Source organism: Ochrobactrum sp. P6BSIII, assembly GCF_014138065.1.
Lineage (GTDB): Bacteria > Pseudomonadota > Alphaproteobacteria > Rhizobiales > Rhizobiaceae > Brucella.
In genome coordinates this window covers 149,120-176,071 of sequence record NZ_JACGXB010000005.1, presented here as the reverse complement: position 1 = coordinate 176,071, position 26,952 = coordinate 149,120, and the positions used below count along the sequence as shown (strand labels likewise).

Below are 26,952 nucleotides of genomic sequence, written 5' to 3'. Positions count from 1 at the left end.
CCCAAAAGTGTAAGCCGAGATTTTGATGACCAGTTTGCTGAAGCGCTTTGCTGCCTATTATGAACCGCACAAGGGCTTGTTTGCGCTTGATTTCTCTAGCGCCGTCCTTGCTGGCCTGCTGGAGTTGGCCTTTCCGGTCGCGGTGACACTGTTCATCGATCGTCTGCTGCCGACCAATCAGCTTGGGCTGATTGCCATTGCGGTGGCCGGGCTGTTTCTGATCTATCTCCTCAACGCCGGTTTGCAGGTCATTGTGACCTATTGGGGCCATATGCTCGGGATCAAGATCGAAACCGAGATGCGGCGCAAAGCATTCGATCATCTGCAAAAACTGTCGTTCCGTTTCTTCGACAATCAGAAGACCGGGCATCTGGTCGCAAAGCTGACCAAGGATCTGGAAGAGATCGGCGAAGTGGCCCATCACGGCCCCGAGGATCTGTTCATCGCCGTCATGACGCTGATCGGCGCTTTCGCCTTGATGCTCTGGATTCATGTGCCATTGGCGCTGATTACGGCGCTGGTCGTTCCGCTGACGGCGATTGTGAGCATCCGCTATGGCAGCCGGATGACCTCGAACTGGCATGCACTTTATGGCCGTGTCGGCGAGTTCAATGCGCGTATCGAGGAAAATGTAGGCGGCATTCGCGTCGTGCAGGCCTTCACGAATGAAGACCACGAGCGCAAGCTGTTTGCCGAAAGCAACCGCAACTATCTGACGACCAAATTGCGGGCCTATAAGATCATGGCGGCTTCGATGTCGCTGTCTTATCTTTCGATGCGTTTTGTCCAGATTATCGTCATGCTCGCGGGCGCCTGGTTTGTCGTGCGCGGCCAGCTGACAGAAGGTGGCTTCGTCGGTTTCCTGCTGCTCATCGGTGTTTTCTTCCGGCCCATCGAGAAGATCAATTCGATCATCGAAAGCTACCCGAAGGGCATTGCCGGTTTCCAGCGCTATTCGGCCTTTCTCGATACAGAGCCGGATATTGCCGACAGGCCGCAAGCCGTTTCCGTGCAGCGTCTGCATGGCGATATCGAGTATAATGACGTCAGCTTCGGCTACCGTTCGGAAAAGCCGTTGCTTGCCCATTTGACCCTGTCGATCCGCGCTGGTGAAACGGTCGCCTTCGTCGGCTCGTCTGGCGCTGGCAAGACCACGATCTGCTCTCTGTTGCCGCGCTTTTATGAAGTGACCGAAGGTGCGATCAGCATCGACGGCATTGATATTCGCGACATGACGCTCAAGTCGCTGCGGTCCAATATCGGTATTGTCAGTCAGGATGTCTTCCTGTTTGCCGGAACGATCCGCGACAACATCGCTTATGGCAGGCTGGAGGCCTCGGAGGAGGAAATCCTCGAAGCGGCGCGGCGCGCCCGTCTCGACGATGTGATTGCCGCCTTGCCTGCCGGTTTGGATACGGTTGTGGGTGAACGCGGCGTCAAGCTTTCGGGCGGCCAGAAACAGCGTCTGGCGATTGCGCGTATTTTCCTGAAAAACCCGCCGATCCTGATCCTCGATGAGGCGACATCGGCGCTGGATACCGAAACCGAACGTGCAATCCAGCAATCGCTTGCCGATCTTTCGCAGGGGCGCACCACGCTGGTCATCGCGCACCGGCTTGCAACCATTGTCAATGCAGACCGGATTGTGGTGGTGGAAGACGGCCGGATTATCGAACAGGGTGTTCATGACGAGCTGGTGGCTCGTTCCGGCGGTCGCTATCAGCAATTGCACGCGGCGCAAGTGAACTGAAAGTTAGACGGCAAATAATCTGACGACAGTTCGTGAAAACCGCGACTTTAGCAAAATAGCTTGTTCCAGCTGGCGGTTTTCGACGGCATAATCGTTCATCTTATCGGCAGGGAGACCGACATGGATGTTACGATTATAACGGGCGCGTCCGACGGGATCGGAGCGGAAACCGCACGCCAGATTGCGCATCGCGATCGCGCAGGGGCTGCCCTTGTTCTGGCTGCGCGTAATGTCGAAAAGCTTGAAAAACTAGCAACAGAATTGCGGCTTGAGGGCAGCACCGTGCTGGTTGTGCCGACCGATGTTACAGATCGCAATGCCTGCATTGCCTTGATTGAAAAAGCGGCGTCGACTTTTGGCCGGATCGACACGCTGATCGTCAATGCGGGCATGTCGGCCCACGCCAATTTCGCGGAAATCAAACCGGAAGATTTGCACTGGATGCACGATCTGATGGAGCTGAACTATTTTGGCAGCATCTGGCCGATCCATGCCGCACTTCCTCACCTCGCCGAGACCAAAGGACGGATTGCGGTGGTTTCATCGGTTGCGGGGCTGATCGGCGTGCCGGGGCGCTCGGCCTATAGCGGGACAAAATTCGCGCTTTCCGGATTTTGCGAAGCGCTTCGCTCGGAACTGGAGCCGAGTGGTATTTCCGTAACGATTGTTTATCCGGGCGTTGTGAAGACGGATATTCGCAAGGTCGGCTATGGCGCCAGTGGTGAAGCGCTGGGAACCAGCGGCGTGCGTGAAGACGATATGATGTCTGTGGAAGAAGCGGTGCGTCTCATGCTCGATGGTTTGCAGAGGCGCAAACGCGAGGTACTGATGACGCGGCAAATGCGATTGGGGCGCTGGCTCAAGCTGATCGCACCGCGAATCGTGGATCGTATGGCGCTCAAGGCCCTGAAACCTGAATTTCGCCCGAAGCCGATCAAGCCGGCGCGCTGAAGTCCGGTTATCCACGTTCTTCACAACCATTACAAAATGGATTGCCGATTTTTCGCTTTTCACCAACTATCCGTTGACGGTCTTTTAACTTCGTCTACTATATATAGTGTTCTAGGTTCTTTCGATTCGATGAGTCGAAAGCTAAGAGGGAATTCGGTGAGTCGCTGCCATGAGGGTTGAGACGAAGCCGAAGCTGCCCCCGCAACTGTAAGCGGTGAGTTCTTGTTGATCATGTCACTGGCGTAAGCTGGGAAGACCGACAAGAGCGCTGACCCGTGAGCCAGGAGACCTGCCTTGAGCAATGAACGTCCACGGGCGGGGTGTCCGGTTGGTGTGCAATCAGTAAGGCGAGATGTGCTTCTTGCCGATTGCTGCCCCGAATGCCCGCTCACAAGCTTCGGGGTGAAGTCCATGTCTGACACATTGTCCAGTTTGTATTGTTCCTTCGGTTCAGGTCCACCTTTCCAGAGGTGATTTTGCGCGGTCCAGTGGTGCTCATGCATCGCTGACTGTTCCCCGATTTTGTCTGCCTTCACGCGCATGTGCCATGCGCGAACGATCTCTCATGCGCATCTGTCCCGATGGCTTGTGCCTTTGACAGCTCGCGTCCAATCCAGTGAGGAAGAAATGAACGTCACCGTCTATAGCAAACCCGCTTGCGTCCAGTGCACCGCAACCACCCGTGCCCTCGACCGTCAGGGGATCGATTATCAGGTCATCGACATTTCCGCAGATATGGCCGCTTACGATCTCGTCACGGGGCTGGGCTATCGTCAGGTGCCAGTCGTCGTGGCCGGTGAAACCCACTGGGCCGGTTTTCGTCCGGACATGATCAACGGTCTTTCGTGATCGTGGCACTGTCATGAGCTCGGCCATGGGTCTCCTTGTCTATTTCTCAAGTCGCTCCGAAAACACGCATCGTTTCGTCGAGCGGCTTGGAATGCGCGCAAGGCGCATACCCATCCTGCAAAGGGATGAGGACGACTCGAGGCCGTTGCAGATAGACGAGCCATTCGTGCTCATGACGCCAAGCTATGGCGGCGGCGGAACAAAAGGGGCAGTGCCCAAGCCCGTCATCCGCTTTCTCAACAATGCGGGCAATCGCTCGCTGATCCGCGGCGTGATTGCCGCGGGCAACAGCAATTTCGGTGAAGCTTTTGGCATAGCCGGCAAAATAATCTCTGCCAAATGTCAGGTTCCCTATCTCTATCGCTTCGAGCTTTTGGGAACCGATGAAGACATTGGCAATGTCAGGAACGGGATGGAACGATTTTGGACACGGCAGACACAACCCTGATCCGCGAGCGCGAGGCAGAGCCGGTCGCGCAGGACGCGCCGCAAGCAGCGGCATCGAACAGCCCCAAGCCTGTCAAATCTACGGATGGGCTGGACTATCATGCGTTGAACGCGATGCTCAACCTCTATGACGATGAAGGCAAGATCCAGCTTGATCGTGACAAGCAGGCTGCGCAGCAATATTTCCTTCAGCACGTCAACCAGAACACGGTCTTTTTCCATAATCTGCGGGAGAAACTCGATTATCTGGTGACGGAGAACTATTACGAACAGGCGGTGCTGGATCAGTACTCCTTCAATTTCGTGCGCGACCTTTTCGATGAGGCCTATGCCAAGAAATTCCGGTTCCCGACATTTCTCGGGGCCTTCAAATATTACACCAGCTACACGCTGAAAACCTTCGACGGAAAGCGCTATCTGGAGCGCTATGAGGACCGTGTCTGCATGGTGGCGCTGGCATTGGCGCGTGGCAGTGAGCAACTGGCCCGCGATCTTGTCGATGAGATTATTTCCGGTCGCTATCAGCCTGCAACGCCGACATTCCTAAATGCGGGCAAGAAGCAGCGCGGCGAGCTTGTGTCCTGCTTCCTGCTGCGTGTGGAAGACAATATGGAGTCCATCGGACGCTCCATCAATTCCGCATTGCAGCTTTCCAAGCGCGGCGGCGGCGTGGCCTTGAGCCTGACGAATATTCGCGAATCCGGCGCGCCGATCAAGCAGATCCAGAACCAGTCATCGGGCATCATTCCGGTGATGAAGCTTCTGGAAGACTCATTCTCCTACGCCAATCAGCTTGGTGCGCGACAGGGAGCCGGTGCGGTTTATCTCCATGCGCATCATCCCGATATCATGCGCTTCCTTGACACCAAGCGCGAGAATGCGGACGAGAAAATCCGCATCAAAACCTTGTCGCTGGGTGTGGTGATCCCGGATATCACTTTCGAGCTCGCCCGCAACAACGAGGATATGTATCTCTTCTCGCCTTATGACGTGGAGCGGGTCTATGGTCAGCCGCTGACCGAGATTTCCGTCACGGAAAAATACCGCGAAATGGTCGATGATGCGCGCATCCGCAAGCGGAAGATCAATGCGCGTGAGTTCTTCCAGGTTCTGGCGGAAATCCAGTTTGAATCCGGCTATCCCTACATCATGTTCGAGGACACGGTGAACCGCGCCAACCCGATCGACGGGCGCATCACCATGAGCAATCTGTGCTCGGAAATCCTGCAGGTCAGCGAAGCCAGCATTTTTGATGAAGACCTTTCCTATGCCCATCTCGGCAAGGATATTTCGTGCAATCTCGGCTCGCTCAACATCGCAGCCGCCATGGATTCGGCGGATTTTGGAAAGACCATTGAAACCTCCATTCGGGCGCTGACGGCAGTTTCCGATATGAGCCATATTGGCTCGGTGCCGTCTGTCGCGCGCGGCAATGATGAGAGCCACGCCATCGGCCTCGGCCAGATGAACCTGCATGGCTATCTTGCCCGCGAGCGGATTTTCTACGGTTCGGAAGAAGGCGTAGATTTCACGAATATCTATTTCTACACCGTGACTTATCATGCTCTGCGTGCTTCGAACCGCATTGCCGTCGAAGCGGGTAAGTCGTTCAGCGGTTTTGAGAAGTCCAAATATGCATCGGGTGAATATTTCGACAAATATACCGATCAGCTTTGGGAGCCAGCGACCGAAAAGGTCCGCGAGATTTTCGAAAAGGCGGGCATCTCGATCCCCACGCAGGGCGACTGGCGCGACCTGAAAAAGGCGGTGATGGAGGGTGGCCTCTACAACCAGAACCTTCAGGCTGTACCGCCGACCGGGTCGATCTCCTATATCAACCATTCCACCTCTTCGATCCATCCGATTGTGTCCAAGATCGAAATCCGAAAGGAAGGCAAGATTGGTCGCGTCTATTATCCGGCTGCGTTCATGACCAATGATAATCTCGATTATTATCAGGACGCCTATGAGATCGGGCCGGAAAAGATCATCGACACCTATGCGGCTGCTACCCAGCATGTCGATCAGGGCCTGTCCTTGACCTTGTTCTTCCGTGACACGGCCACCACCCGCGACATCAATCGCGCCCAGATCTATGCCTGGAAGAAAGGCATCAAGACGATCTACTACATCCGGCTGCGCCAGATGGCGCTTGAAGGGACGCAGGTGCAAGGCTGCGTTTCCTGCGCCCTGTAAGCCCAAGATGAGATCAGAGGAAATCCAATGAACATGCAATTCAAAACCGGCAAGGGAAAGCCCCACGGTCTCGTGCGCGCCATCAACTGGAACCGCATCGAGGATGATAAAGATCTGGAAGTCTGGAACCGCCTTACGGGCAATTTCTGGCTGCCGGAAAAAGTGCCGCTCTCCAACGATATCCAGTCCTGGGAAACGTTGAAGCCGCAGGAAAAGCAGCTGACGATTCGCGTGTTCACGGGCCTGACCCTGCTTGATACGATCCAGAACGCTGTCGGCGCGGTCGAGCTGATGGAAGATGCGGCGACGCCGCATGAAGAGGCGGTACTTTCCAATATCGCCTTCATGGAAGCGGTGCATGCGCGCTCCTATTCCTCGATCTTTTCGACGCTGTGTCTGACACCGGATGTTGATGACGCCTATCGCTGGTCGGAAGAAAACGAATTCCTGCAACGCAAGTCAGAACTGATCCTCGAACAGTATCGTGCGGATGATCCTTTCAAGAAAAAGATCGCCAGCGTGTTTCTGGAGAGCTTCCTGTTTTACTCGGGTTTCTATCTGCCGATGTTCTGGTCCAGCCGCGCCAAGCTGACCAATACGGCAGACCTTATCCGACTAATCATCCGCGATGAAGCTGTGCATGGCTACTATATCGGATACAAGTTCCAGCGCGCACTTGAAGTGCTTGGCGAAGCGCAGAAGCAGGAAATCAAGGATTTTGCTTTCGAGCTTCTGCTTGAACTTTACGACAATGAAGTGCGCTACACGGAAGCGCTTTATGACGGCGTCGGTCTGACCGAAGACGTCAAGAAGTTCCTGCATTACAATGCGAACAAAGCGCTGATGAATCTCGGTTACGAGGCGCTTTTCCCAGCGGAGGCCTGCAAGGTCAATCCGGCTATCCTGTCGGCACTTTCGCCGAATGCCGACGAAAACCATGACTTCTTCTCCGGTTCAGGCTCTTCCTACGTCATCGGCAAGGCCGTGGCGACGGAGGATGAAGACTGGGAGTTTTAACACGACATCTGCATTCTTCGTGATGCCGGGCTACAAAGAGCGCTTTGTCAATCCGCAGGTGTTTTACGCTGCGGATTGACCATTTCATCTGTCTGTACTGAATATACCGACTTCGAATCTGACCTGATGGCGGCATTCTAGGATGCTTTTGCAGGACATGGATTCATACTGACAGGTGAGTTTCATGCCGACCGACGACCGTAAGAAAAGCCGGGTTACACTTCTTGATGTGGCGCGTCATGCGAATGTTTCGCGCGCTACGGCGTCGCTTGTCATCCGCAAAAGCCCGCTTGTGGGAGCCGCGACGCGGGAGAAGGTCGAGAAGGCGCTCCAGGAACTCGGCTACGTCTACAATATGGGCGCAGCGAGCTTGCGGGCCGATCGCTCGAATACGGTCGGCGTGATTGTCCCGACACTGGGAAATCCGTTTTATGGCGAGCTTCTGGCGGGCATCGACAGTGTTGTCGGCGAGGCCGGCATGGTTGTTCTGCTGGCCAATAGTCATGAGAATTTTGCCAATCAGAACACGTTGATGCAGCGCATGCGCGAGCATGGCGTCGATGGCGTGATCGTGTCACTGACGGCGGGAACCGAGCCGGAATTTATCGAGCAGATTGCCGATTGGGGACTGCCGGTCGTGCAGGTGCTCCGCCATGTAACTGACAGGATCGACTATGCCGGCGTCGATTATGCGGGCGGTATGCGGCAGGCGGTCAATCATCTGTCCGGACTGGGGCACAAGACCATTGCCTTTGCGGTGCATGGGCCGGTGCATTCTGCCTATCGCGAACGTGTCGAGGGCTTTCGCGAGGCGATGCAGCAGAAGGGCCTGGACCCGGAACTGATCGTGCATCTGCCAAGCACCATGCCGGAAATCGCCAAGGCCGCACCGCTTCTGTTTCAGCAAGGGTCGGAACCAACAGCGGCAATCTGCTTTAACGATGTGATAGCGCTCGGCCTTTCGGCTGGGCTTTATGACTGCGGGCGAAAAATCGGGGAGGATTTTTCACTGATCGGCTTTGACGATGTCAGCGATGCCGAGGCGACACGCCCGCGCCTGAGTTCCGTCGCGACACGCCCGGTTACAGTCGGCGAAAACGCGGCCAGATTGCTGCTTTCGCGCCTTGCAGAACCGGAAATGGCTGCGCAGCGGATCGTCAGCGAGACCTATTTGCAGGTTCGCCAGTCCTGTGGACGCCCTGTGGGCTGACGAGAGATTTGATCATCTAATCCGAATTAATGATTGACGAGAGGGGTTAAACGAATTTAGATCGATCTAAATTGGGCTGATCTTGGAGGAAGACAGCCAATTCGCCGACCGGGAGGTTCCAGCATTGTACAATTTCAATTTCGCGCCAGTGTTCGCGTCGATGGACAAGCTGCTTCTCGGCGCCTGGCAAACGATCGAGCTTTCTGTCGCTGCCATGGTGCTCGGGCTGGTCGTTTCCATTGTGTGCGCCTTGGGTAAGACATCCGGCTCGAAGCCGGTGCGCTTTGTCATCGACGCCTATGTGGAGATCATCCGCAACACACCGTTTCTGGTGCAGATCTTCTTCATCTTCTTCGGTCTGCCCTCGGCAGGTCTGCGTCTGTCGCCCAATAGCGCGGCACTTCTGGCGCTGGTTGTGAATTTCGGCGCTTACGGCACCGAAATCATCCGCGCAGGCATCGAGTCCATCCATAAGGGGCAGGTGGAAGCGGGCACTGCGCTTGGGCTCTCGCGCCTTCAGGTCTTCCGCTACATAATCATGAAGCCTGCGCTGCGCACGGTCTATCCGTCGCTGACCAGCCAGTTCATCTATTTGATGCTGACATCGAGCGTCGTGTCGGTGATTTCGGCCAATGAACTGGCCGCCGCCGGTAATGATCTGCAGTCGGCGACCTTCGCCAGCTTCGAAGTCTATATCGTCATCACGGTGATGTACCTCATCATGTCCATCGGTTTTTCGGCGGTGTTTTCGCTGATCGAGAAACTGGCATTCAAATATCCACTGAGCCGATAGGAGCAAGGCCATGATCAGACCTTTCGGCTGGAACGAATTTCTCATTATCGTCTATGCGGCGCAGTGGACCATTGCGCTCTCGGCCATCGCCTTTGTGGGCGGCGGCATTGGCGGCATGATCGTAGCGCTGATGCGCGTTTCGGATAATCGTGTGCTGCGCTATATCGCGCTTGGCTTCATCCGCCTGTTTCAGGGCACACCGCTTTTGATGCAGCTTTTCCTTGTGTTCTTCGGGCTCAATATTTTTGGCCTGGGCATCAATCCGTGGATTGCAGCGGCTATCGCCCTGACCCTGCATGCCAGTGCTTTCCTTGGCGAAATCTGGCGCGGCTGTATTGATGCCGTGCCGCCCGGACAGCGTGAAGCGGCAACGGCGCTTGGCCTGCGTTACTACAACCGCATGCGCTACATCATTCTGCCGCAGGCTGCACGCATATCGGTTGCACCGACGGTCGGTTTCCTTGTGCAGCTGATCAAGGGCACATCGCTTGCCGCTATCATTGGCTTTACCGAACTGACCCGGCAGGGCCAGATCATCAACAACGCAACCTTCAGCCCGTTCATGGTCTTCGGCACGGTTGCGGTTATCTATTTCATTCTGTGCTGGCCGCTCTCGATCTTGGCTCGCAACATGGAAACCAGATTTTCTCGCGCAACCGCTCGGTAATCGGGGGCTGTGTAGGGACTGATAGCCGGCGAGGAGTCCGGTTTAACAATAGGGAAGGGAAAAACATGAATATCACCAGACGCATAGCGATGACGCTTATCGGTGCTGGCGCGCTTGCCGCGGCTTTTGCGCCTGCTGCATTCGCGCAGACCGTCGAAGGCATCAAGTCGGCCGGAACGATCAAGATCGGCATGCTGGTCGACTTTCCGCCATTCGGCATCATGAACACCAATAACGAGCCGGACGGCTACGATGCCGATGTGGCAAAGCTGCTTGCCGCCGAGCTGGGTGTGAAGGCACAGATCGTGCCGGTCACCGGCCCGAACCGTATTCCCTATCTGCAGAGCGGACAGGTTGACCTGCTGGTAGCTTCGCTGGGCATCACCGAAGAACGTGCCAAGAGCGTCGACTTCTCCCAGCCTTACGCCGGTATTTCCATCGGCGTTTTCGGGCCGAAGGACGCGGCAGTCGCCAAGCCGGAAGACCTGTCGGGCAAGACCATCGGCGTGGCGCGCGCCTCGACGCAGGATACGGCCGTGACCAAGGTTGCGCCGAAGGATGCGAATATCCGCCGCTTCGATGATGATGCCAGCGCCGTGCAGGCTCTGCTGTCGGGTCAGGTCGATCTGATCGGTCTTTCCAATGTCGTTGCCGCTGAAATCGAGAAGGCCGCGCCGGGACGTTACGAGCAGAAGATCCAGCTCAGCCAGCAGGTGCAGGGCATCGCAGTGCGCAAAGGTTCGAGCGAAATGCTCGAATTCGTCAACAAGTTCATCGAGAAGGTGAAGGGCGACGGCGAGCTGAACAAGATTCACGAAAAGTGGCTCGGTTCCCCACTGCCGGATTTCGTTTCCAAGGCGAAGTAAGTCTTTGACAGTGCCACGCCCGGTATTGGCCGGGCATGGCGGCAAACGCCGCATTCGGCGATCACGTTCAGCAAAGCGAGTTCTCGACATGAACCAGACGGCACACGATTCAGCTCAGGGCAAAGCCAGCCGGGCATCGCAGGATGCTTCCGGTACTGCGGTGCTGATGGAAGGCGTCAACAAGTGGTATGGCACCTATCATGCGCTGCGGAATATCAATCTGACTGTGGCGCGCGGCGAACGCATTGTCATTTGCGGCCCGTCGGGTTCCGGCAAATCCACGCTGATCCGTTGCATCAACCAGCTTGAGACTATTCAGGAAGGACGCATCGTCGTCGATGGTCACGACCTGACGGCGGGCGGCAAGAATGTCGACATCATCCGGCAGGAAACCGGCATGGTGTTCCAGCAGTTCAATCTTTTTCCGCATATGACCGTTCTGGAAAACTGCACGCTTGCACCGATGAAAGTGCGCGGCGTTGCCAAAGCGGAAGCCGAAAAGACGGCACGCAAATTTCTTGAGCGCGTGCGTATCCCGGAGCAGGCGGACAAGTATCCGGCGCAGCTTTCCGGCGGCCAGCAGCAGCGCGTGGCGATTGCGCGCGCATTGTGCATGAACCCCAAGATCATGCTTTTCGATGAGCCGACTTCGGCGCTTGATCCGGAAATGGTCAAGGAAGTTCTGGACACCATGATTGATCTCGCCAAGGAGGGCATGACCATGCTCTGCGTCACCCATGAAATGGGCTTTGCGCGACAGGTCGCCGACCGCGTTATTTTCATGGATCAGGGGCAGATCCTTGAAATGGCAGAGCCGGAAGAGTTCTTCGGCAATCCGAAACATGAGCGGACAAGGGCCTTTATCGGTCAGATTTCCTGACCGCTCGCATCGTTTGTTCTGACGCATATCGCGAAGGCTAAATCCCACCTTTCGCGATGTGTTTCCCCCAATCTGGAACTGGAGTTTGACGTGACGAAGGAAATTCTGCTCGTGGAGCCGATGATGTCCGCTATCGAGGAGCGCCTCGATGCGGGCTACAAGGTGCACCGGCTTTACAAGACTGAAGAAAAAGCGGCTATCGATGCGGCTTTGGGCTCGATCCGCGCGGTCGTGACCGGTGGTGGTTCGGGGCTTTCCAATGAATGGATCGAGCGTCTGCCGTCGCTTGGCCTGATCGCCATCAACGGCGTCGGAACGGACAAGGTCGATCTCCCTTTTGCCCATAGCCGCAATGTGCATGTGAGCACGACGCCCGGCGTCCTGACCGATGATGTTGCCGATACCGGCATTGCGCTGATGCTCGCGCTCCTGCGCCATGTGGCGCTTGGCGACAGCTTTGTCCGCGAAGGAAAATGGGCCGGGCGTCAGGCGTTCCCGCTGGGCATCAGCCCCAAGGGCAAGCGTATCGGCGTTCTCGGTCTTGGCCAGATCGGCAAGTCGCTGGCAAAGCGCGCCGAGGCTTTCGGCATGGAAGTGCATTACTGGAACCGCTCGCCGGTGGCAGGCACGAACTGGGTGGCCCATGCATCGCCGGTGGCACTGGCTGAGAACTGCGACGTTCTGGCGGTTTGTGTGGCAGCCAATGCCTCCACGGCGAATATCGTCAATGCGGATGTGCTGACGGCGCTTGGCAACAAGGGTTATCTCATCAATGTCGCGCGCGGCACCGTGGTCGATGAAGACGCGCTTCTGGCCGCGCTGAACGGTGGCATTATCGCCGGTGCCGGTCTTGATGTATTCGTCAACGAGCCGACGATCCGCGAAGAATTCTTCACTGCTCCAAACACGGTTTTGATGCCGCATCAGGGCAGTGCAACTGTCGAAACGCGCATCGGCATGGGTGAACTGGTGCTTGCCAATCTGCAGGCCTATTTCGCAGGCGCTGTTCCGCCCACCAAGGTAAATTGAGTTTTGCGATGATTGTCAGACAGGCTTTCTTCGAAGGTGAAATTCATGCCGGGCGCGAGGATGCGTTCAAGGCTTATGTCGCGGAAACCCTGATGCCGATGTGGCTTCAGTTTCCAGGCATTCGGGATGTGCGCGTGCTTTATGCCGTGGAACGGGACGAAGGCGCACCATCCTATCCGATGGTGTTGTGGACGGTTTATGACGGCCGACAAGCGCTGGCCGAGGCGCTGGAGTCCCCCATCCGCTACGAAAGCCGGGAGGCCACAAAGGGCCTCCTCGCAATGTTCGATGGGCATATCCACCACCACGTTTTCGACCTCGCTCTGGTAGGCGAAGTCGTCGGTTGATGAGCGTCGTTCGGCCAGCGTTTCATGCGCTGGCCGAGTGAGTCTCTCTCCGTTTTTTGAAATTTGTCCGACCGGTCAAATTTGCAGTTTTGAGCCTTTATTTAAGTATATGATCACGTAATCACATAAATGTGATTATTGTACCGATGACGGGCACGTTTTCGCCGGTTTCTGGTATTTTAGGGGCAATTTCTTCGCCGAAACGGCTGCTTCATAGCCCCGAAATCCCTCATGTTTTGCACAGCTAGGGTACAAGTTATTTGAACTGTTCTAGTCTGGTGTGTATCGAGCGCTATGTTTTTCTCAATCGCGCAATGCGGTTTCATTTCAGAAAAGCATCCCTCCGTCTTACCCACCTAACAGGCAGGAAACGACAATGACTGACCTCCCCGGATATCCGAGTCGTCGCAGTTTTCTGAAAGCCTCCGCAGCAAGCGTCATGCTTTCAGGACTGGCTGTCTCAGCGCAGGCCGAACCGAAGACGCCACCGGTTTCGCTCGAAGACTATGAACGCCAATATTTTACCGATCTTGAATGGACATTTATCCTCGCCGCGACGGCAAGGCTGATCCCCTCGGATGGCGATGGCCCGGGCGCCATCGAAACCCGCGTCCCTGTCTTTATCGATCTCCAGCTTGCCGGCGATTATGGCCGCGCTGACGACTGGTACATGGTTGGGCCGCACGATGCGTCGGCCGATCCGACACGCGGCTGGCAGACCCCGCTCAACCCGGCGCAGATTTATCGCCAGGCTATCCCGGCCTTCAATGGCTGGTGCGAACAGAAATACAGCGCCGCTTTTGCCGCTCTCACGCCTGAACAGCAGGATGAAGCTCTGACTGCGCTTCAAAAGGGCGAAGTCGGTTTGCAGCCGGAATTGCGCGAGTTCTTCGGCATTCTGCTCCAGAACACCAAGGAAGGCTATTTCGCCGACCCGATGTATGGCGGCAATCACGGCATGCAGGCCTGGACCTATATTGGCTTCCCCGGCGCGCGCGGCAGCTACAAGGAGTGGGTTGAGCGCTACAATGTCGCTTACCCGCTGGGTCCGGTTTCGATCAAGGGCGAAAGGGCTTAACCATGGCACGTCAGGAAAAGAAGAAAGACGTGGTCATCGTCGGCCTCGGCTGGACCGGTTCTATTCTCGCAATGGAACTGGCGCAGGAAGGCCTCGACATCGTAGCACTTGAACGCGGCCATGATCAGAACACCGTGCCGGATTTCAAATATCCGAACATGATCGATGAGCTGAAATACGGCGTGCGTCTGAAGATGATGCAGCGCGCCAGCCAGCAAACGGTTACCGTGCGCCGCAACGCGGAAGAAAACGCGCTGCCTTACCGCAGCTTCGGTTCGTTCCTGCCGGGCAACGGCGTGGGTGGTGCGGGTACGCACTGGAACGGCCTCAACTGGCGTCCGCAGGCCGAAGAACTGCGCCTGCGTTCCCATGTGCGCGAGCATTGGGGCGAGCAGATCATCCCGGAAGACATGCTTCTGGGTGATTACCCCGTCACCTATGACGAGATGGAACCGTTCTTCGACCGCTTCGAGCGCGTGGCTGGTATTTCCGGCAAGGCGGGCAACATCAAGGGTAAGATTGTTGAAGGCGGCAACCCGTTTGAGGGCTGGCGTTCAAACGACTACCCAATGCCGCCGATGAAGACGACCTGGGACGGACGCAAATTCGCCGATGCAGCGCAGGCTGCGGGTTACCACCCGTTCCCGTCACCGGGCGGCATTGCCTCGACCGCTTATGTCAATGAATATGGCATGCAGATGGGGCCGTGCAATCATTGCGGTTTCTGTGAGCGTTTTGGCTGCTACCAGTATTCGAAGTCGTCGCCGCAGACGACGATCCTTGATGCGCTGAAGCGGATGCCGAACTTCTCCTATCGCACGGAGTCGGAAGTGCTGCGTGTTGAAATGGCTCCGGATGGCAAGACCGCGACCGGCGTGACCTATTTCGACGACAAGACGCAGGAAGAAGTCTTCCAACCCGCCGATCTCGTCATCCTGTCGTCGTTCCAGCTGAACAACGTGCATCTGGCGCTGCTTTCGGGCATCGGACAGCCTTACGATCAGGCAACGGGCGAAGGCGTCACCGGACGTAACTATGCCTACCAGCTGACCGGCGGCGTGACGCTTTTCTTCAAGGATGAAGAGTTCAATCCGTTCATTGGCACCGGCGCCAATGGCATGTGTATCGATGACTTTGGCGTCAACCAGATCGATTTCGGTCGCGAGGGCTTCATTGGTGGCGCTTACTGGCGCACTGGTCAGACCAACGGCCAGCCGATCCGCAGCATGATATTGCCGTCGGGTACGCCGAGCTGGGGTGCTGGCTGGAAAAAGTCGATTGCCGAATGGTATGGCCACTCGATGAACATCGGAACCCATGGTTCCGTGATGTCCTACAAGACCAACCATCTCGATCTCGACCCGACCTACAAGGATCGCCATGGCCGCGCCTTGATGCGCATGACCTTCAACTGGAATCCGAATGACATCCGGATGACCCAGTTCATGAAGACCAAGGCGGAAGCGCTGGCCAAGACGATGAACCCGGATCTGATCCAGTCGTCCTTCAAGAAGGAAGGCGCTCAGTTCGACGTTCGTCCTTACCAGACGACCCACACGACCGGCGGACACATCATGTCGGAAAATGCGCGCGAGGGCGTGGTCAATCGCTTCTCGCAGGCATGGGACAAGCACAATGTGTTCATGCTTGGCGCGGGTAACTTCGTGCAGAACACCCAGTACAACCCGACCGGCTTGCTCGGCGGCCTTGCCTACTGGACGGCACATGCGATCCGCACGCAGTATCTTGCCAATCCGCGTCCGCTGGTTTGAGGAGAATGGTGATGAAAACTTTTCTTCGCATAATCGGTGTTCTCATCGTTCTCATCGTTCTCGGCATCGTGGCCTTGCTGGCTTTCCTGTTCGTTCCGGTACAGCTTACAAAGCCGACGAAGGAACTGGCCGCCGACTGGAAACCGGCCAAGGGGCAGGGCGAATATGTCATGTATGCGTCCGACTGCATGGCCTGCCACACGGCGGATGGCGGCAAGCCATTCGCTGGCGGTCGCGCCATTGCAAGCCCGATGGGCCAAATCTGGACGACCAATATTACCCCGGACAAGGAAACCGGCATCGGAAACTGGACGCTCGATCAGTTCCGCGCCGCGCTCTATGACGGTATCCGCGCCGATGGCGCGCATCTTTACCCGGCCATGCCTTACGAAAACTATCGCAAGCTGACCGAAGAAGATGTGCGTGCGCTCTACGACTACTTCATGCACGATGTGCAGCCGGTGAAGAACGAGGTTCAGCAGACCGAACTCGGCTTCCCGTTCAATCTGCGCTTTGGCATTCGCGCCTGGAACTGGCTCGCGCTGACCCATAAGGCGGGCTTCACGCCAGCGGGCAAGAACGAGGTTCAGGAACGCGGCCAGTATCTGGTCGAAGGTCCAGCGCATTGTGCGGCCTGCCACAGTCCGCGCACCAGCTTCATGGCGCAAGATGGCGTCAGCGCCGGCGACAAGAACTTCCTGACCGGCGGCGTTGTCGACGGCTGGAATGCGCCTTCGCTGCGCGGCCCCCAATCGGCTCCCCAGAAATGGTCGGTCGAGGAAATGGCTGCCTATCTCGCAACAGGTCGTAATGCGCACTCGACCGCAAACGGCGAAATGGGGCTGGCCGTCGAGCAATCGTTCCAGCACCTGACCGATGCCGATACTCTGGCGATTGCCGCTTTCCTCAAGGGCATTGACGGTGCGGCTGTTGAAGTTCCGCAGAGCTTTGCGGCCAAGGCGCCGACAGTCCTGCCAGCGGCGCCTGCCGATGCGGCTGGTGAAGCAACGGCGAAGATGCTGACGGAAGCATCACCGGATATGCCGGTGGGCGCCCGCCTTTATCTCGACAATTGCGCCGCCTGCCACTTCGTGACCGGCAAGGGTGCGCCGGGGATATTCCCGGAACTGGCTGACAACGATCTGGTGACGGGTTCGGAAGTGAAGCCGCTGGTTTCGATCATCCTGCATGGCGCGGAAGTGCCGTCGACGGCAAAGCGTCCGATGCGTCTTGTGATGCAGGGCTATGCTGATCGCCTGACGGATCAGGAAGTGGCTGACCTCGCTTCGTTCGTTCGCTCCGCATGGGGCAACAAGGCAGGCACGGTTTCGGCTGGTGATGTGGCTGCGGTTCGCAAGAGCCAGACTGCGCACTGATCGGTACTAGTGGTCTGATTCCAACATTTGCCTCCCTCGGTTCAAGCGCTGAGCAAATGTTGGAATCATAAAGACCACTAGCATTTGAAGAACAAAGGCGGCGGAGTGAAAGCTCCGCCGCCTTTTGTTTAAGCCTGAGCTACCCGGCTGCGGTGAACATGCTCGATCAGCGCACGAAGCTTCGGCGCGATGTTTTTGCGTGTCGGATAATAGAGATAAAAGCCAGCGAAATACGGGCAGTAGTCTTCCAAAATGGGGATCAGTTCGCTGCGGTCAATCCATGGGCGGAAGCTTTCTTCCATGCCGAATGCTATGCCTGCGCCCGAAACGGCCAGCTTGATCATCAGCTCCATATCGTTGGTGGTGACGGTTGGCGGCACTGCAACGCTGAACTCTTTGCCGTTTTCGGCAAATTCCCAGCGATAGGGCGACGATTTCGGGAAAGGCCGCCAGCCGACGCAGAAATGCGATGTCAGTTCCGCCGGATGGGCGGGAATTCCGCAGCGCTCGGAATAAGACGGCGCACAGACAGCAAGTTGCCGTTCTTCTCCGGCAATCGGGACGGCGATCATATCCAGCGCAATCACCTCACCCAGACGCACACCGGCGTCATAGCCTTCCGCGACGATATCGAACTCGTCGTCCGTGACCATGATGTCCAGCTCAATATCGGGATATTGTTTCAGGAAGGTTGCCAGAAGCGGCCCCGATAGAAAGCGCTCCGCAATGGACGATACGGCGAGGCGCAAGCGTCCGCGCGGGCGCTCCTTCAGCGCCTCCGTTCCCTCCAGCGCGGAGGTCATCTCCGCCACAGCTGGCGCGATCTGGCTGTAAAGTCTTTCACCGGCTTCCGTCAGGCTGACGCTACGCGTGGTGCGCTGGATCAGAGCAATGCCGAGGCTTTCCTCCAGCTTGCGGATCGTCTGGCTGATCGCCGAACGGGTCACGCCCTGCCGCTCGGCAGCAGCCCGAAAACTGCGCTCCTCCGCGACGAGCGCGAAGATGGCGAGTGCGTTCAGATCAGGAGCCATTGGTTAGTTTTACTTCCCAGTGTGGTTAAAGAATGCGCAGTTATCGAAACAATGATTGGCGCTTACAGTCAAGGCATTCTCAATTTCCAAAGAAAGGAACAGCCATGGCTGTCGATAAAGTTGTTCTCGTCACCGGCGCATCCAGCGGCATTGGAGCGGACATCGCTCGCGAACTCGCTGCAGCGGGTGCCAAGGTGGTGCTCGGTGCGCGTCGTATCGAGCGTCTCGAAGCACTGACCGCCGAACTGAACGAAGCAGGTGGGACGGCTTTCGCGCACCCGCTTCATGTCACCGACCGTGACAGCATGAATGCCTTTGCCGATGCCGCACGCGACTTGTGGGGTCGGGTCGATGTCATCGTCAACAATGCCGGTATCATGCCGCTGTCACTGATGGCTTCAATGAAAGTGGAAGAATGGGATCGTATGATCGATGTGAACATCAAGGGCGTTCTCTATGGCATTGCTGCGGTGCTGCCTGAAATGACGGCCCGCGGGTCCGGCCATATCATCAATATTGCCTCGATTGGTGCATTGAGTGTTGCCCCAACGGCTGCGGTTTATTGCGCAACGAAATATGCGGTACGGGCGATATCCGAAGGGCTGCGCCAGGAAAACAGCGCTTTGCGCGTCACCTGCATTCACCCCGGTGTTGTGGAAAGCGACCTTGCACATACGATCACCGACCCCATCGCAGCCGAAGCGATGAAAACCTATCGCGCCATAGCGCTGAAGCCCGATGCAATCTCGCGGGCCGTGCGTTTCGCGATTGAGCAACCAGACGATGTGGACGTCAATGAGATCGTCATTCGTCCAACCGCCACCACCTGAGAAGGACGAGGTGATGTCTACATGCGCTCTGCCCATGATCGCCGCGGTTGCGGTGGCTGTGAGTCTGTTTCTTTTGACCCCCAAAGGCTTCGCAATGAACAATCAGTCTGATTTGTCAGCTCCCGCTGACAAGAGCCATCCTTATTCGGGCATGTGGATCACCGGTGATGGTCATGTCCGCCATCATCTTCTCCCCAACGGACGTTATGACGAGGCGCGTGGTAGTCGTGAGAGCGCCTATCAGGGGCGTTATGAAGTTCGCGGTAACCATATCTATTACTGGGACGACACCGGTTTCACGGCTGATGGACGTTTCATCGATGATGTCCTTCACCATGGCGGCATGATCCTCTATCGCCAATAGGTTTTTAGCTACGCGTGTGTTTTGAGCGCTTGCCCCAATATCAAGGTAAGCGCTCGATGCCACGTTGTTGAGAATGATTGGCTCTTTATTGAGAATTTCATTTTCTAGATTTATGTAACTAAAAATATTTTTCAGATTATACCGTTTTAAGTCGCAATAAATATTGTCTAGTGAGATTTTTAAATTTTTTATGTGCTTAGCACATCTTTTCAGACGAGGGCGGTTCTGCATCTATTTATCGTTGAAAAGAAATTTCACGGATTAGGTATTTGTAAAATAAAGAGATTTTCGCTTGGACTAAGAATAGATTGCTATTGAAGATAAGAAAACAGGAGATTCTTGAAAAAAATATCAACCTGCTTATGATAGAGAATCATTAATTAGGCAGAGAAATGAGAAGTGAAGGATCTGGGGGGCAAGTGAACCTGAGTGAAAGGGCGGAGATTATTGCCGCCCCGACCTATAGGAGGGAATATGGTATACAGAAAATACGCGTTCCCCGCGCTTGTAGCGAGTTTTGTTCTTTCTTCGACACACGTTATGGCTCAAACGGCCACGACGACGTTCAATGTGCAGATTACGATTACTGCAGCTTGTCTTATTAATTCTGCAACCAACATGGACTTTGGTTCCAATGGTGTTTTGTCGACGAATGTCGACGCGACCAGCACCATAACCGTGCAATGCACGAATTCGACACCTTACAATATCGGCTTGAGCGCTGGCACGGGAACAGGCGCAACCGTCACAAACCGTTTGATGACGGGGCCGGCAAGCGCCACTATTGGATATTCGCTGTACACAACGACGGCCCGCACCGCAGTCTGGGGCAACACCGTCGGAACGAACACAGTCGCCGGGACAGGCACTGGTGCCGCACAGGCCTATACGGTCTATGGGCGTGTTCCAGGGCAGTCGACGCCAGCTGCGGGTGTCTATACGGATACGGTAACCGCAACGATCACCTATTAGCGTCACGGAGGGTAGAATGCGTGTTCTCACTTTTGCCGCGGCGTTATTGGCGAGCTTGTATCTTGTCCCCGCGCATGCGGCTTCCTTGCGCGTTTCGCCGGTCATCATCGATCTGAGCGCGCCAACGGCGGCTTCAAACATTCGCATCTGGAACGATGCAAAACGGCCCATCAATGTTCAGGCCAGATTATTCCGCTGGAGCCAGAGCAACGGCGTGGATACCTACACGGCAGCAACCGATGTTGTTGTCAGTCCGCCCATATCGCAGCTGAAGCCCGGCGGCGAAAATATCATCCGTATCGTGCGCACCACGAAAAGCCCGGTCAAGGCGGAAGAAAGCTATCGGCTGATTGTCGATGAACTTCCCGATAATGCGCAGCGGCGATCCGGCACGGTCAATCTGGTGATCCGCCATTCCATTCCGGTTTTCTTCTCGCAGCCCGGCACGCCGGATGCGAACCCGTCATGGAGCGTCCAGCGTCAATCGGGCGGTTATCAGGTGACCGTTAGTAACAAGGGAAACAAGCGGCTGCGTGTTTCCGATCTTGCATTGCAGGGTGCAGGCGGTCGTGCCGTCGCACAGCGAAAAGGCCTTGTTGGATATGTTCTGGGGCAATCAAGTGCAACTTGGTTCATTCCCGGAACAGGTGGTAGTCGGGGTGGTGGCTCGCTGACGATTTCAGCTCAAAGCGAAGCTGGCCCGATAAATGCGCAAGCGAGCGTCAGGGGCGGTTGATCTTGCGGTTTTGACGATTGCGTTTCTAACGGTCTGCACAGGATGTCTGAAAGCTGCGGCGCAGGAATTGCCACCTACGTCGTCGGGGACGCTTGTTTCCGACGATACCCCTCTGGAGCTTCAGCTTGAGGTCTATGTGAATGGCGCATCATCGGCGCTGATCGCTACGTTTCGTCAAACACCGGACGGATCACTTCTGATTGAGCCCGAACAGCTCAAGAATGTCGGGATCAAACCCGCCACGGAAGCTAAGCGGGATGACGGATGGATCGACGTGAACCGGCTCTCCGGGGTCAACGTCACTTATGACAAGGAGAACCAGATCGTTCGTTTCGATGCGCAGGAAAACAAGCGCGCCGCGCGTGTCATCGATGCGCAGTCTGGCGAGGAAGTCACGTCTGAAGAAGAAGACGAAAAGCCCAAGGCCAAGAGCAATTTCGGCGGGCTGGTGAATTATACGATCTATGGCGCCAGCGGCGGACAGGATTGGTATGATCTGACGCAGTTCGAAGGTGTTTCTGGTCTCATGGAAGGACGTCTGTTCGGTCCCTATGGCGTCTTGTCGTCGTCGCAGGTGCTCAGTTCATCCGGTACCGATGGTTTCGGGTCAACGCGTCTCGATACGAGATGGTCCTATTCGGATCAGGAAACGCTGATGACCTATAATGTGGGCGACTTCATTACGGGCGGCCTCTCATGGACGCGACCGACCCGTCTGGGCGGCGTACAAATCCGGCGCAATTTTTCATTGCGGCCCGATCTGGTCACCATGCCGATGCCTGAGCTGTCGGGGTCTGCGGCTGTGCCGTCAACGGTCGATGTCTATATCGACAATGCGCGTCGTGCGACCAGCAATGTTGCATCCGGTCCATTTACGGTCACCAATCTCCCGGTGGTCACTGGCGCAGGCACAGCGCGTATGGTGGTTCGCGATGTTCTGGGCCGAGAGACGGTTACGGAAACGCCGTTCTATGCGTCGTCTAATTTGCTGGCTAAGGGTTTTGCTGATTTTTCTGCCGAAACCGGCTTTGCCCGCCGGTATTACGGCACGGAATCGAATGACTATGACGAGCGCATCGCGGGAAGCGGCACCTTGCGTTATGGTCTCACCAATAACACGACCCTAGAAGGGCACGTCGAAGGTGCCGAGAATTTCTACAATGCGGGCATTGGTGGCGTTTTCAATATCGGGCCTTACGGCGTTGGAACCTTGTCTGGAGCGACCAGCAAGTTCGGTGGGCAAACCGGCTACCAGGTTGCCGCAAGCGTTGAAGCCGATCTCTGGGATGTCAAATTCTACGTGCGCACGCAGCGCACCTTCGGCGATTACAATGATATCGCCTCGATCACGGCCGACATCGACGAGACCGGGCTTCCGGACAATAGTGCCAAGCCTGCCAAAGCGCTTGATCAAGTTTCCGTTTCACTTCCTCGCATCTTCAATGAAACGAATCTGAATTTCTCCTACACGCAGATCGAAACTGTCGATTCCGAAAAATCGCGGATTCTTGGCGTCACCGCCACGCGGCCTTTTGGCAAGAAAGGCAACATGTTCATGTCTGCCTATACGGACTTCGAGCAGAAAGGCTCGTTTGGATTATATGCTGGATTGTCCTGGTCGTTCGACCATAACATCACGGCATCGACGAGTGTTTCGGCTGACGAGAATGGAACCACCGGTTCCATCGACTTGATGAAATCGGAACAGGCCGAAGTGGGAAGCACTGGCTGGCGGTTGCGCGGCTCTTATGGCCAGAGCGACATCATTGCTGCCAGCGGCAGCTATCGTAGCCAGATCGGCAGAATTGAAGCTGGTGTTGAAAAATATGATGACAATGTTCGCGCCACCGCACAGATCGACGGTGCTGTTGTCCTCGCAGGCGGAGGTGTGTTCCTTTCGAACCGCATCGACGACGCTTTCAGTGTGGTGGATGTGGGCGCACCAGATGTCGACGTTCAATTCGAAAATCGTCCCATGGGCAAAACCAACAAGAGCGGCAAGATGCTGCTGCCCAATCTGCGTTCCTATGACAAGAATGTAATCTCCATTGACCCCAGCAATCTGCCGATTGATGCCACTGTAGGTGAAACTCGACAAGTGGTAAGCCCAAGCGATCGGGGTGGCTCTGTGGTGGACTTCAACGTCAAGGCCGATACGCGAGCCGCCCTTGTCACCCTGCGCGATGAGAGTGGCGCTTACATCGAGACGGGATCGACAGCGCAGCTCAATGGCTCGCAGGAGTTCATCGTAGGTTATGACGGTCAGGTCTATCTTGAAGGCATTGAGAATGCCAACACGCTGATTGTGGTACAATCCAATAAGGGGTCGTGCCAGGTTGCCTTCAACGCGCCGCGCAACACAGGAGAACGTGTTATCATCCCGGACGCTGTCTGTAGGAGCATTCAATGAGACTTTATCGCATCGTCGCATGCGCGTTGTTCAATATATTGATTTTTCTACCAAGCTGGGCCCATGCGCAAACCTGTTCCTTCAGCATCACCAATGTCAATTTTGGCACGGTCAATCTTCTGGGGGGCGGTGCGGTTGATACGACAGCGACATTAGGTGTTAATTGCTCCAACACGCTCACAGTCAGTCTTTTTCTTCGGGTTTGCCCCAATATCAATGCGGGCAGCGGCGGCTCAAGTGGCGGCTTGCGCACCATGCTGAGCGGCACCAACGCGCTGACCTATCAGCTTTATTCCGATACGGCGCGCTCGGTTCCCTGGGGGTCTGTTACCAACACGGCATTGGGGTCGCCTCCACCCATCGACATGACCTTGCTGCCGCTCACATCCACTACCGCCACGCGCACGATCTATGGGCGTATCCTGTCCGGGCAGGCGGCCACGCCAGGCGGCGCGTATTTATCGACGTTCTCGGGTGCTCAAACCCGCTTCAACTATGCCAGCTATCTGCTTGTGGCGCCTGCCTGTACTGCTATGACGGATAATCCAACACAGCCGACCTTCAATGTGACGGCCAATGTTGATCGCACCTGTACAGTCTCCGCGACGTCTATCAACTTTGGTAATCACGGGGTTCTGACATCCAATGTGGATGCGACCGGGGCTCTATCGGTAAGCTGTACCACCAACCTGCCCTATAGTGTTTCCCTGAATGGTGGTTTGAGCAACACCACTGCGACCCAAAGGCGAATGACGCTTGGCTCCAATGCGGTCGTCTACGGGCTCTATAGTAATACGGCACGCACAACGCCTTGGGGCAACACAACCGGACAGATCGTGACCGGTACGGGAACCGGCACTGCGCAAAGCCTGACCGTCTATGGTCGTGTCGCGCCGCAGACCACACCACCACCGGGAACCTATTCGGATACGGTGGTGGTGACGGTCAGCTACTGATGCTTCAAGGGGTCTTTTTCTTGCGCGGGGGCTTCGCACTGTTGAGCGCTATGGCAGCGCGAACGAGGGCTGTCAGCGCATCGACATCGATCTCTTCGCCTTCGCGAATATCGATGGCCCGGCGCATATTGCCGTCCAGACTGGAGTTGAACAAACCAGTCGGGTCGTCCAGCGATGCGCCCTTGGCAAAAGTCAGTTTGACGACCTGCTTATAGGTCTCGCCAGTGCAGATAATGCCATCACGTTCCCATACGGGTACGCCCCGCCATTTCCATTCCTCAATGATTTCCGGATCGGCCTTCGTGATGATGGTTCGAACCTTGGCGAGCGTTTTGCCTCGCCAGTCGTCAAGCGTGGCAATGCGTTCATCGATCAGCTGTGAAGCGGATTTGCTTTCGTTGGTAGTCATCATTTGGCTCACATCTTTTCACCGGGCAACTGGCTTGCTTGCCTCACCCAGTCGGTAAATTGCGCTTCGTCCAGCACGTCGTTTTCATGGATATGGAAGTAACGTGTGTCCTGGCTCTTGGACTCCACGGGCGGCTGCGGCGTCAGGGAGAGACCGCGAAAGAAGGCGACCTTGATATATTTGGCGAAGCAATGATAGCTCAGAAACCAGCCTTGTCCTTCAAACCCGTAGAAAGGCGAGTTCCACTTGACCGCCTTGTGGACGTTTGGAACAGCTTGTTCGATGAGCGTATTCAACCGGCGTCCCACATCGCTTTTCCAACCGGGCATGGCGGCGATATAGGCATTGACCGGTGCGTCGCCTTCCCCTTTTGGAATTTGCGGGTTGCCGCCGGATAGAAGCACCGGCTTGGATGGTGCCTTTTCGGCCATTTTATTTCCTCCTCCGTACCATCTGGGAGGAATCTTAGAGCATTTTTCGCGAAAATGTGAAACGGATTTGCGTGATGGGTCGCTCTGTGGCCAATTCGGGCAGCGCTCAGGCGCGCTGCCCCACATATCGTCCGACAGCAGCCGGAACGGTCAAGCTCTTCTGGGAAAGCGCGAGGTCTTCCAGCGTTTGCAGAATGACAGGATCAGCAGCAACCGCTTTTCCTGCTTTCGTATCGACATGGAGCAACATCTGCTCCGCGCTTGCCAGTTCTGTTTCACCGCGTTTCAGCGAATGGATCAGGTGAATGCGCTTTGCATCGAAGGACAGAAGCTGTGTGTCGACATGCAACGCGTCGCCAGCTTTGGCTTCATTGCGATGCATGATGTGGGTTTCGACGGTATAGTAACTGTGGCCACCGTCCAGATAAGCGGCATCGACGCCGATCAACGCGAGAAACTGGTCGGTGGTCTGCCCAAAAAGATCGAGATACCGGTGCTCGGTCATGTGGCCATTATAGTCGATCCATTCGGGGATCACACGGACGTCGAGCAACCGCAGCGGACCAGAACGGGGCCTAGCCTCGCCATCGGTTGCGTCGAGCTGCGCTGTATACTCGTTCAGAAGCGTGCCTGCACCCCAGCCTTTGCCTTGCTGTTGCTGGGAAAGGGCGCGGATAATGGCCACCAGATTGGCGTCGCGAATGGATTCAAGATCGCGGATCGACAGGTTTTCGTTCTGCGCGTCGGACTGGCTGGCAATACGACCTATCAACGCGTCATCCAGCTCCGGAACATCTGTCAGTTTCGTCCACGGCCATTGCAGCGCGGGACCAAACTGCGCCAGAAAGTGCTTCATCCCCGCCGGACCGCCGGCGATGCGATAGGTCTGGAACAAGCCCATCTGCGCCCAGCGCAAACCAAACGAATAGCGGATGATATTGTCGATCTGCTCAACCGTGGCAATACCGTCGTTGACGAGCCAAAGCGCTTCGCGCCACAAGGCTTCCAGCAAGCGGTCCCCGACAAAGGCATCTATTTCTTTTTCGAGAATAACTGCTTCCATACCCGTGTGGCGGTATAGAGCGGCGGCCTTTTCGATGGCCTGCCGGGCGGTCTTTTCCCCCGGTACGAGTTCCACCACAGGCAGTAGATAGACCGGATTATAGGGATGCGCGATGATCAACCGTTCCGGGTGCTGCAAAGGGGCTTGCAGCTTGCTCGGCAGGAAGCCAGAGGTGGATGATGCGATGAGTGCATCGCTCGAACAGGATGCCTCAATCTCCTTAAGAACGGAGAGCTTCAGGTCGAGTCTTTCGGGCACGCTTTCCTGAATCAGTATGGCATCGCGCACAGCATCGGCCAGTGAAGGCGCGAAGGAAAGCCTGCCTTCTTCAGGCAGGCGCTTCGGGGTGAGGGCAGACAGTGCGCGCCGGGCATTGTCGAGAATGTACTCGGTAGTGGCCTGTGCATCCGGCGACGGGTCATAGACGGCAACATCATAGCCGTTGAGAAGAAAGCGCGCGGCCCAGCCGCTGCCGATGACGCCGCTGCCGATGCAGGCGATCTTGGGAGGGCGATTATTCAT

General features: G+C 56.2%; 26 protein-coding genes and 1 riboswitch. Of the genes, 22 read left to right on the top strand and 4 right to left on the bottom strand.

Features of this window, described 5'->3' with window-relative positions; translation table 11 throughout:
* The first annotated feature begins 25 nt into the window (after nucleotides 1–25).
* The 16 genes from FHW00_RS08990 (at nucleotide 26) to FHW00_RS08915 (ending at nucleotide 17,228) form a co-directional block, all read left to right on the top strand.
* On the top strand, nucleotides 26–1,750 hold the full coding sequence (locus tag FHW00_RS08990) for an ABC transporter ATP-binding protein (protein WP_078338266.1): 1,725 nt from the start codon (nucleotides 26–28) through the stop codon (nucleotides 1,748–1,750).
* A gap of 120 nt (nucleotides 1,751–1,870) precedes the next feature.
* On the top strand, nucleotides 1,871–2,701 hold the full coding sequence (locus FHW00_RS08985) for an SDR family oxidoreductase (RefSeq protein ID WP_078338412.1): 831 nt from the start codon (nucleotides 1,871–1,873) through the stop codon (nucleotides 2,699–2,701).
* 96 nt (nucleotides 2,702–2,797) lie between these two features.
* Nucleotides 2,798–3,012, top strand: a riboswitch (cobalamin riboswitch).
* 316 nt (nucleotides 3,013–3,328) lie between these two features.
* Entirely contained in the window at nucleotides 3,329–3,550 is a 222-nt protein-coding gene (gene nrdH, locus FHW00_RS08980; protein ID WP_078338267.1) for a glutaredoxin-like protein NrdH, read from the top strand.
* A gap of 25 nt (nucleotides 3,551–3,575) precedes the next feature.
* Complete coding sequence (gene nrdI / locus FHW00_RS08975) at nucleotides 3,576–3,998, top strand: class Ib ribonucleoside-diphosphate reductase assembly flavoprotein NrdI (RefSeq protein WP_078338268.1); 423 nt, start codon at nucleotides 3,576–3,578, stop codon at nucleotides 3,996–3,998.
* Nucleotides 3,974–6,193: a class 1b ribonucleoside-diphosphate reductase subunit alpha gene (nrdE, locus tag FHW00_RS08970; protein ID WP_078338269.1), complete on the top strand. Its 2,220-nt coding sequence runs from the start codon at nucleotides 3,974–3,976 to the stop codon at nucleotides 6,191–6,193. The genes nrdI and nrdE overlap by 25 nt, the downstream gene beginning before the upstream one ends.
* A gap of 27 nt (nucleotides 6,194–6,220) precedes the next feature.
* Nucleotides 6,221–7,210 carry a class 1b ribonucleoside-diphosphate reductase subunit beta gene (gene nrdF / locus FHW00_RS08965; RefSeq protein ID WP_078338270.1) on the top strand — a complete coding sequence of 330 codons (990 nt, stop codon included), beginning with the start codon at nucleotides 6,221–6,223 and terminating at the stop codon, nucleotides 7,208–7,210.
* Nucleotides 7,211–7,394: 184 nt separating this feature from the next.
* The gene (locus FHW00_RS08960) at nucleotides 7,395–8,420 is read left to right on the top strand and encodes a LacI family DNA-binding transcriptional regulator (RefSeq protein WP_078338271.1); all 1,026 of its coding nucleotides are present in this window, start codon (nucleotides 7,395–7,397) and stop codon (nucleotides 8,418–8,420) included.
* A gap of 124 nt (nucleotides 8,421–8,544) precedes the next feature.
* Complete coding sequence (locus FHW00_RS08955) at nucleotides 8,545–9,213, top strand: amino acid ABC transporter permease (protein WP_078338272.1); 669 nt, start codon at nucleotides 8,545–8,547, stop codon at nucleotides 9,211–9,213.
* A 10-nt stretch (nucleotides 9,214–9,223) separates the two neighbouring features.
* Entirely contained in the window at nucleotides 9,224–9,880 is a 657-nt protein-coding gene (locus tag FHW00_RS08950; RefSeq protein WP_078338273.1) for an amino acid ABC transporter permease, read from the top strand.
* A gap of 65 nt (nucleotides 9,881–9,945) precedes the next feature.
* On the top strand, nucleotides 9,946–10,746 hold the full coding sequence (locus tag FHW00_RS08945) for a transporter substrate-binding domain-containing protein (RefSeq protein WP_078338274.1): 801 nt from the start codon (nucleotides 9,946–9,948) through the stop codon (nucleotides 10,744–10,746).
* Nucleotides 10,747–10,834: 88 nt separating this feature from the next.
* Nucleotides 10,835–11,626: an amino acid ABC transporter ATP-binding protein gene (locus FHW00_RS08940; RefSeq protein WP_078338275.1), complete on the top strand. Its 792-nt coding sequence runs from the start codon at nucleotides 10,835–10,837 to the stop codon at nucleotides 11,624–11,626.
* A 78-nt stretch (nucleotides 11,627–11,704) separates the two neighbouring features.
* A complete protein-coding gene (locus tag FHW00_RS08935) occupies nucleotides 11,705–12,655 on the top strand; it encodes a 2-hydroxyacid dehydrogenase (RefSeq protein ID WP_078338276.1) in 951 nt (316 codons plus the stop codon).
* Nucleotides 12,656–12,663: 8 nt separating this feature from the next.
* Nucleotides 12,664–13,002, top strand: a complete 339-nt coding sequence (locus tag FHW00_RS08930; protein WP_078338277.1) for a hypothetical protein — start codon at nucleotides 12,664–12,666, stop codon at nucleotides 13,000–13,002.
* Between the two features lie 376 nt (nucleotides 13,003–13,378).
* Nucleotides 13,379–14,080, top strand: coding sequence for a gluconate 2-dehydrogenase subunit 3 family protein (locus FHW00_RS08925; protein WP_078338278.1), 702 nt, complete (start codon nucleotides 13,379–13,381; stop codon nucleotides 14,078–14,080).
* A 2-nt stretch (nucleotides 14,081–14,082) separates the two neighbouring features.
* Nucleotides 14,083–15,852 carry a GMC family oxidoreductase gene (locus tag FHW00_RS08920; protein ID WP_078338279.1) on the top strand — a complete coding sequence of 590 codons (1,770 nt, stop codon included), beginning with the start codon at nucleotides 14,083–14,085 and terminating at the stop codon, nucleotides 15,850–15,852.
* Between the two features lie 11 nt (nucleotides 15,853–15,863).
* Nucleotides 15,864–17,228, top strand: coding sequence for a cytochrome c (locus tag FHW00_RS08915; protein WP_078338280.1), 1,365 nt, complete (start codon nucleotides 15,864–15,866; stop codon nucleotides 17,226–17,228).
* Between the two features lie 128 nt (nucleotides 17,229–17,356).
* On the opposite strand, the gene FHW00_RS08910 is transcribed toward FHW00_RS08915, so the two are convergent.
* Nucleotides 17,357–18,259, bottom strand: coding sequence for a LysR family transcriptional regulator (locus FHW00_RS08910; protein ID WP_078338281.1), 903 nt, complete (start codon nucleotides 18,257–18,259; stop codon nucleotides 17,357–17,359).
* 104 nt (nucleotides 18,260–18,363) lie between these two features.
* Between FHW00_RS08910 and FHW00_RS08905 the strand changes: the two genes are divergently transcribed.
* The 6 genes from FHW00_RS08905 to FHW00_RS08880 all read left to right on the top strand — a co-directional run bounded on the left by FHW00_RS08905 (nucleotide 18,364) and on the right by FHW00_RS08880 (nucleotide 24,527).
* Nucleotides 18,364–19,089 (top strand): SDR family oxidoreductase, encoded by a 726-nt coding sequence (locus tag FHW00_RS08905; protein ID WP_078338282.1) that lies wholly within the window; start codon nucleotides 18,364–18,366, stop codon nucleotides 19,087–19,089.
* 94 nt (nucleotides 19,090–19,183) lie between these two features.
* Nucleotides 19,184–19,453: an Atu4866 domain-containing protein gene (locus FHW00_RS08900; RefSeq protein WP_445557918.1), complete on the top strand. Its 270-nt coding sequence runs from the start codon at nucleotides 19,184–19,186 to the stop codon at nucleotides 19,451–19,453.
* 540 nt (nucleotides 19,454–19,993) lie between these two features.
* A complete protein-coding gene (locus FHW00_RS08895) occupies nucleotides 19,994–20,425 on the top strand; it encodes a Csu type fimbrial protein (RefSeq protein WP_445557910.1) in 432 nt (143 codons plus the stop codon).
* Nucleotides 20,426–20,441: 16 nt separating this feature from the next.
* Nucleotides 20,442–21,161: a fimbrial biogenesis chaperone gene (locus FHW00_RS08890; protein WP_078338285.1), complete on the top strand. Its 720-nt coding sequence runs from the start codon at nucleotides 20,442–20,444 to the stop codon at nucleotides 21,159–21,161.
* Entirely contained in the window at nucleotides 21,133–23,571 is a 2,439-nt protein-coding gene (locus FHW00_RS08885; protein ID WP_078338286.1) for a fimbria/pilus outer membrane usher protein, read from the top strand. Before FHW00_RS08890 ends, FHW00_RS08885 begins: the two co-directional genes overlap by 29 nt.
* On the top strand, nucleotides 23,568–24,527 hold the full coding sequence (locus tag FHW00_RS08880) for a Csu type fimbrial protein (protein WP_078338287.1): 960 nt from the start codon (nucleotides 23,568–23,570) through the stop codon (nucleotides 24,525–24,527). Before FHW00_RS08885 ends, FHW00_RS08880 begins: the two co-directional genes overlap by 4 nt.
* A 4-nt stretch (nucleotides 24,528–24,531) precedes the next feature.
* Here FHW00_RS08880 and FHW00_RS08875 read toward each other — a convergent pair whose 3' ends face one another.
* The 3 genes from FHW00_RS08875 to FHW00_RS08865 all read right to left on the bottom strand — a co-directional run bounded on the left by FHW00_RS08875 (nucleotide 24,532) and on the right by FHW00_RS08865 (nucleotide 26,952).
* Nucleotides 24,532–24,939 (bottom strand): DUF1801 domain-containing protein, encoded by a 408-nt coding sequence (locus tag FHW00_RS08875; protein WP_078338288.1) that lies wholly within the window; start codon nucleotides 24,937–24,939, stop codon nucleotides 24,532–24,534.
* A 5-nt stretch (nucleotides 24,940–24,944) separates the two neighbouring features.
* A complete protein-coding gene (locus FHW00_RS08870; protein ID WP_078338289.1) occupies nucleotides 24,945–25,367 on the bottom strand; it encodes a DUF1801 domain-containing protein in 423 nt (140 codons plus the stop codon).
* A 106-nt stretch (nucleotides 25,368–25,473) separates the two neighbouring features.
* Nucleotides 25,474–26,952 (bottom strand): carnitine 3-dehydrogenase, encoded by a 1,479-nt coding sequence (locus FHW00_RS08865; protein WP_078338290.1) that lies wholly within the window; start codon nucleotides 26,950–26,952, stop codon nucleotides 25,474–25,476.

Excerpts from the sequence above, each read along its gene's own strand:
- FHW00_RS08990 (WP_078338266.1), top strand. The coding sequence starts at position 26 with ATGACCAGTTTGCTGAAGCGCTTTGCTGCCTATTATGAACCGCACAAG.
- FHW00_RS08985 (WP_078338412.1), top strand. The coding sequence starts at position 1,871 with ATGGATGTTACGATTATAACGGGCGCGTCCGACGGGATCGGAGCGGAA.
- nrdH (WP_078338267.1), top strand. The coding sequence starts at position 3,329 with ATGAACGTCACCGTCTATAGCAAACCCGCTTGCGTCCAGTGCACCGCA.
- nrdI (WP_078338268.1), top strand. The coding sequence starts at position 3,576 with ATGGGTCTCCTTGTCTATTTCTCAAGTCGCTCCGAAAACACGCATCGT.
- nrdF (WP_078338270.1), top strand. The coding sequence starts at position 6,221 with ATGAACATGCAATTCAAAACCGGCAAGGGAAAGCCCCACGGTCTCGTG.
- FHW00_RS08960 (WP_078338271.1), top strand. The coding sequence starts at position 7,395 with ATGCCGACCGACGACCGTAAGAAAAGCCGGGTTACACTTCTTGATGTG.
- FHW00_RS08950 (WP_078338273.1), top strand. The coding sequence starts at position 9,224 with ATGATCAGACCTTTCGGCTGGAACGAATTTCTCATTATCGTCTATGCG.
- FHW00_RS08945 (WP_078338274.1), top strand. The coding sequence starts at position 9,946 with ATGAATATCACCAGACGCATAGCGATGACGCTTATCGGTGCTGGCGCG.
- FHW00_RS08940 (WP_078338275.1), top strand. The coding sequence starts at position 10,835 with ATGAACCAGACGGCACACGATTCAGCTCAGGGCAAAGCCAGCCGGGCA.
- FHW00_RS08930 (WP_078338277.1), top strand. The coding sequence starts at position 12,664 with ATGATTGTCAGACAGGCTTTCTTCGAAGGTGAAATTCATGCCGGGCGC.
- FHW00_RS08925 (WP_078338278.1), top strand. The coding sequence starts at position 13,379 with ATGACTGACCTCCCCGGATATCCGAGTCGTCGCAGTTTTCTGAAAGCC.
- FHW00_RS08920 (WP_078338279.1), top strand. The coding sequence starts at position 14,083 with ATGGCACGTCAGGAAAAGAAGAAAGACGTGGTCATCGTCGGCCTCGGC.
- FHW00_RS08915 (WP_078338280.1), top strand. The coding sequence starts at position 15,864 with ATGAAAACTTTTCTTCGCATAATCGGTGTTCTCATCGTTCTCATCGTT.
- FHW00_RS08910 (WP_078338281.1), bottom strand. The coding sequence starts at position 18,259 with ATGGCTCCTGATCTGAACGCACTCGCCATCTTCGCGCTCGTCGCGGAG.
- FHW00_RS08905 (WP_078338282.1), top strand. The coding sequence starts at position 18,364 with ATGGCTGTCGATAAAGTTGTTCTCGTCACCGGCGCATCCAGCGGCATT.
- FHW00_RS08900 (WP_445557918.1), top strand. The coding sequence starts at position 19,184 with ATGAACAATCAGTCTGATTTGTCAGCTCCCGCTGACAAGAGCCATCCT.
- FHW00_RS08895 (WP_445557910.1), top strand. The coding sequence starts at position 19,994 with ATGGCTCAAACGGCCACGACGACGTTCAATGTGCAGATTACGATTACT.
- FHW00_RS08890 (WP_078338285.1), top strand. The coding sequence starts at position 20,442 with ATGCGTGTTCTCACTTTTGCCGCGGCGTTATTGGCGAGCTTGTATCTT.
- FHW00_RS08885 (WP_078338286.1), top strand. The coding sequence starts at position 21,133 with ATGCGCAAGCGAGCGTCAGGGGCGGTTGATCTTGCGGTTTTGACGATT.
- FHW00_RS08880 (WP_078338287.1), top strand. The coding sequence starts at position 23,568 with ATGAGACTTTATCGCATCGTCGCATGCGCGTTGTTCAATATATTGATT.
- FHW00_RS08875 (WP_078338288.1), bottom strand. The coding sequence starts at position 24,939 with ATGATGACTACCAACGAAAGCAAATCCGCTTCACAGCTGATCGATGAA.
- FHW00_RS08870 (WP_078338289.1), bottom strand. The coding sequence starts at position 25,367 with ATGGCCGAAAAGGCACCATCCAAGCCGGTGCTTCTATCCGGCGGCAAC.
- FHW00_RS08865 (WP_078338290.1), bottom strand. The coding sequence starts at position 26,952 with ATGAATAATCGCCCTCCCAAGATCGCCTGCATCGGCAGCGGCGTCATC.